The organism is uncultured Leptotrichia sp., assembly GCF_938036635.1.
Taxonomy (GTDB): domain Bacteria; phylum Fusobacteriota; class Fusobacteriia; order Fusobacteriales; family Leptotrichiaceae; genus Leptotrichia; species Leptotrichia hongkongensis.
On sequence record NZ_CALHQO010000472.1, the window covers coordinates 1 to 3,987 of the forward strand.

Consider the following 3,987-nt stretch of genomic DNA (forward strand, 5'->3'; position numbering starts at 1 on the left):
TTTTTCAGGATTAAAATTGATTTTTCTTGTGCTGGTACTATAAAGAAAAAATCCTAAAATAGCCAATATTAAAGTTATTAAAATCAAAAACTTACTTTGTATAGTTTTCATAAAACTCATAAACCTTCCCACTCTCAATCGCTTCTAAAACCATATCTTTTGCTTTCGCAGGGTGATCCACCACATCCGCAGTATAAAGTGCGAACATTGCATTTAATACGACAATATCAAATTTTGCTGATTTTTCTTCGCCTTTTAAGATTTTTATCAAGATTTCAGCATTTTCCTCTGGAGTTCCGCCTTCAATTTCAGAATGGAAAGCACGCTTAAAGCCAAAGCTTTCAGGAGATACTGTATATTCGAGAATTTGTTCACCTTTTACTTCAATAATTTTAGTGTCATCACAAATTGTTATTTCATCAAGCCCATCATTTCCTCGAACAGCTAATGCATGTTTTCTTCCCAGTAATTGTAATGTTTCAGCGTATAATCTGTGTACAGGCTCGTGATAAAGTCCAACCAATTGGTATTTTAATTTTGTGTTTGGGTGAAGCAGTGGACCTAAAATGTTAAATACTGTTCTTATTCCAAGACGGCTTCTAACTTCTCGAACTTCTCCAACTAATTTGTGGAAAAATGGGGCATGAAAGAAAGCAAGATTTTTTACGTGCAGTTTTTCAATTTGATTTGCAAGTGAGTTTTCAAGCGGTACTCCTAGTTTATCAAGCACATCACTGCTTCCACTTTTACTTGAGATTGCACGGTTTCCGTGTTTTGCCACATTTACTCCCATTGCTCCTAGAATAAATGCGACAGCTGTTGAAATATTTATCGTCTTGAATCCATCGCCACCAGTCCCACAAACATCAATCATATCAGAATCATCTTCAAAAGTTGTGCTGTATTCCAGAATATTTTTCACAAATGCTGTAAGCGATTCAGGATAAAGGCTTTTTTCTGAAATTAGTACAAGCAAGGCTCCAAGTTGTACAATGTCATAATTTTTGCTGTCAATAATTTTACAGATTTCGCGAAAATCAGTATCTGTCAATGCAATATTTTCCTGTAATTTTTTTAAATATTTATTCATATCAATAAAGCTTCCTTTCTCTTTAGTATTTTTAGAATTTTCATTATTTTGCAAAGTTTCTAAAACTTCAATATTCAAGAAGTTTCGTATCATATTTTTTCCATATTCAGTAAAAATTGATTCTGGATGGAACTGTATTCCAAAAATATTTTTACTTTTGTGTTCCACAGCCATTGCAACCCCATCCTCAGATTTTGCCGTAACTTCAAGATCTTCTGGAATATCGTCAACATAAAGTGAATGATATCTCATAACTTTAAATTTTTTTGGCAAGTTTTTAAATAATACAGAATTCTCGGATAAGACTGTAATTTCTGAAGTTTTACCATGCAACGGATTTTCAAGCCTTTTTATTTCCCCGCCAAAATTCATTCCAATTGCCTGATGTCCAAGACAAATTCCTAAAATTGGAATATTCCCCAATTCATCAGTATTATTTAAAATTTCTAAGCAAATTCCGCTGTCCTTTGGATGTTTTGGACCTGGAGAAAAAATTATTTTACTAGGATTCATTTTTTTTATATCATCAATTGTTATTGCGTCATTTCTAACGGTAATAACTTCATCATCAGTCATTTCCTTCAAATATTGCTCAACATTAAATACAAAAGAATCATAATTGTCAATCATCAAAATCATTTATTTCACATCCTTTCCACTTTTATTTTCATTGTTTTTATTTTTTTCTTCATTGCAGAATTTTTTAAAAATGTTTAGCACAGATGCTCTTTTATGGCAAATTTCATCATATTCCTTTTCTTTTACAGAATCAAACACAATTCCTGCTCCAGCTTGAATAAATACATTCCGAACCTCATCAACTTCATTTAAGTCATAATTTTTATTTTCAAAAAATGCAGTACGAATAATAATCGCAAGCTGAACATCCCCATTAAATCTTAAAAATCCAATTCCACCAGCATAAACATTTCTTTTAAATGTCTCAAGTTCTGAAATAATTTGCATAGCACGAATTTTTGGCGATCCAGAAAGCGTTCCCGCTGGAAGAGCCTGAGCGATAACTTCAAATATCGACACATCTTTTCTCTTTTTCCCATAAACATCAGTTACAATGTGCATTACATGTTCATAATTCTTAATATGCATAAGATTTTTTACAACAACTGAGCCACTTTCTGCAAATTTCCCAATATCATTTCTAGCTAAGTCAACAAGCATCCTATGTTCAGCACATTCTTTTTCATCATTTAATAAGTCGTTTGCTAAAAATGCATCTTCGTTGGCATCTTTTCCTCTAGGACGAGTTCCAGCGATAGGAGCAATATAAATATTATCCGATGAAATATCAACCAGTATTTCAGGACTAGAACCAACAATGTCCCCATATTTCGTAGGAAAATGGTACATATACGGACTCGGATTTGCCTTTGACAATTTTACATAAAAATCAAGAGAATCCATATTTGACGTAAGTTTTAACTGCTCGCTTAGAACAACTTGAAAAATATCTCCAGACTTAATATATTCCTTTGCTTTTTCAATAATTCCATAATAATGTAATTGTTCCTCTTTAAAATCTGTTTTTATATCATAAAATAAATCAGAATCATTAAATTTTTGAGAAATTTCATCATTTAAAAAATTAAAATATTTTTCTTCATCGCCATAAAAGGAAAATTCTTTACTAGTCTTTGAATAATGTAAATATGCCTTTGCATTGGCAAAAATAAACTGCGGAAATTTAAATTGCTCTTTTTCAATTTTTCCAATTTTTTCAAAAAAATGTATTGACTCATAAGCAAATGTCCCAAAAAGTCCTGCAAAAGGGGAAAGTTTTTTCTGTTTTACAAAAGAATTGTATATTTTTTTTAATGAGTCATAACTATATTCATTAGAATCGAAATATTCACAGTCAATCCCAATAATAACTTGCCTTTCATCTTCAGCAAAATAGGAATTGCTAAATTTATTTCTGATAATAGAGTAGTAATAAGTAGGTTTATTTGTTAACATAAAATATCTCACTTTCTATATTATTGTATTTTTCTTTCCAGTATTTTTTCTTTTTTAGTTGAAATTTATAAAAAAAATTCTCTTAAATCGTTTTACCGACTAAGAGAATTGTATAAAATAAAAGCATTGATTTTGTTTCACCAATGCTTTTCTCACAATATTTAATAATAGTAATTACAATAAATTTCAACATAGCTGGCAAAAAAATATTAAATTGTATTTAATTTTTTCCACCAAATCCAAGTTTGTTTAATCATTGTAATCACTCCTTAAAATTTTTATTTATTATTTTACTCTACAAATAATATACCACAAAAAATGTATTTTGTAAAATATATTTTATTAATTTAACCATAAATTTTATTAATGATTAAAATGATTTTTTCAGTATTTGAACTTTTAATAAAACACAATTAAATGGAACTATTTAAGCAAATTTAACGCTTGATCCAGTACTTTTGCCCCGTTCATCATTCCATAGTCAACCATACTAATCACATCTATATTAATATTATTTTCTTCAGCAATTTTTTTTGCTTCAGGTAAAGCATATTTAACTTGTGGTCCCAATAGGACAACATCTGCTTTTTTAAATTCTTCTTTTGCTTTATCAAGAGGCTCTGCCCAGATTTTAGTTTCAATTCCTCTTTTTTCAGCTTCAGCTTTCATTTTGTTTACTAATAGACTAGTAGACATTCCTGCTGCACAGCATAATAAGATTTTTTTCATTTTTAATCACCCTTTCTTCTCTTGCCAAAAAATTTATTTTTAAATATATTTTCATTGTTTTGTTCTGAATAAGGTTAACTTTTACACTCATAGTATACCACCAATTTTTTAGAAGTCAAATTTTATAAAAAAATAATATTTTTTCGTCTATAATCTGTTTTAAATATCGAAAAAATAAGTTTTTATAAAATAAA

Annotated in this window: 3 protein-coding genes; all 3 read right to left on the bottom strand. The window is 29.4% G+C overall.

Annotated elements, in window-relative coordinates; genetic code table 11:
• Positions 1-91: 91 nt before the first annotated feature.
• The 3 genes from trpD to Q0370_RS09445 all read right to left on the bottom strand — a co-directional run bounded on the left by trpD (position 92) and on the right by Q0370_RS09445 (position 3,793).
• On the bottom strand, positions 92-1,729 hold the full coding sequence (trpD, locus tag Q0370_RS09435) for an anthranilate phosphoribosyltransferase (protein WP_299575046.1): 1,638 nt from the start codon (positions 1,727-1,729) through the stop codon (positions 92-94).
• Positions 1,730-3,064, bottom strand: a complete 1,335-nt coding sequence (locus Q0370_RS09440; RefSeq protein WP_299575048.1) for an anthranilate synthase component I family protein — start codon at positions 3,062-3,064, stop codon at positions 1,730-1,732.
• Positions 3,065-3,487: 423 nt separating this feature from the next.
• On the bottom strand, positions 3,488-3,793 hold the full coding sequence (locus Q0370_RS09445; protein ID WP_299575050.1) for a PTS sugar transporter subunit IIB: 306 nt from the start codon (positions 3,791-3,793) through the stop codon (positions 3,488-3,490).
• Positions 3,794-3,987: the final 194 nt, after the last annotated feature.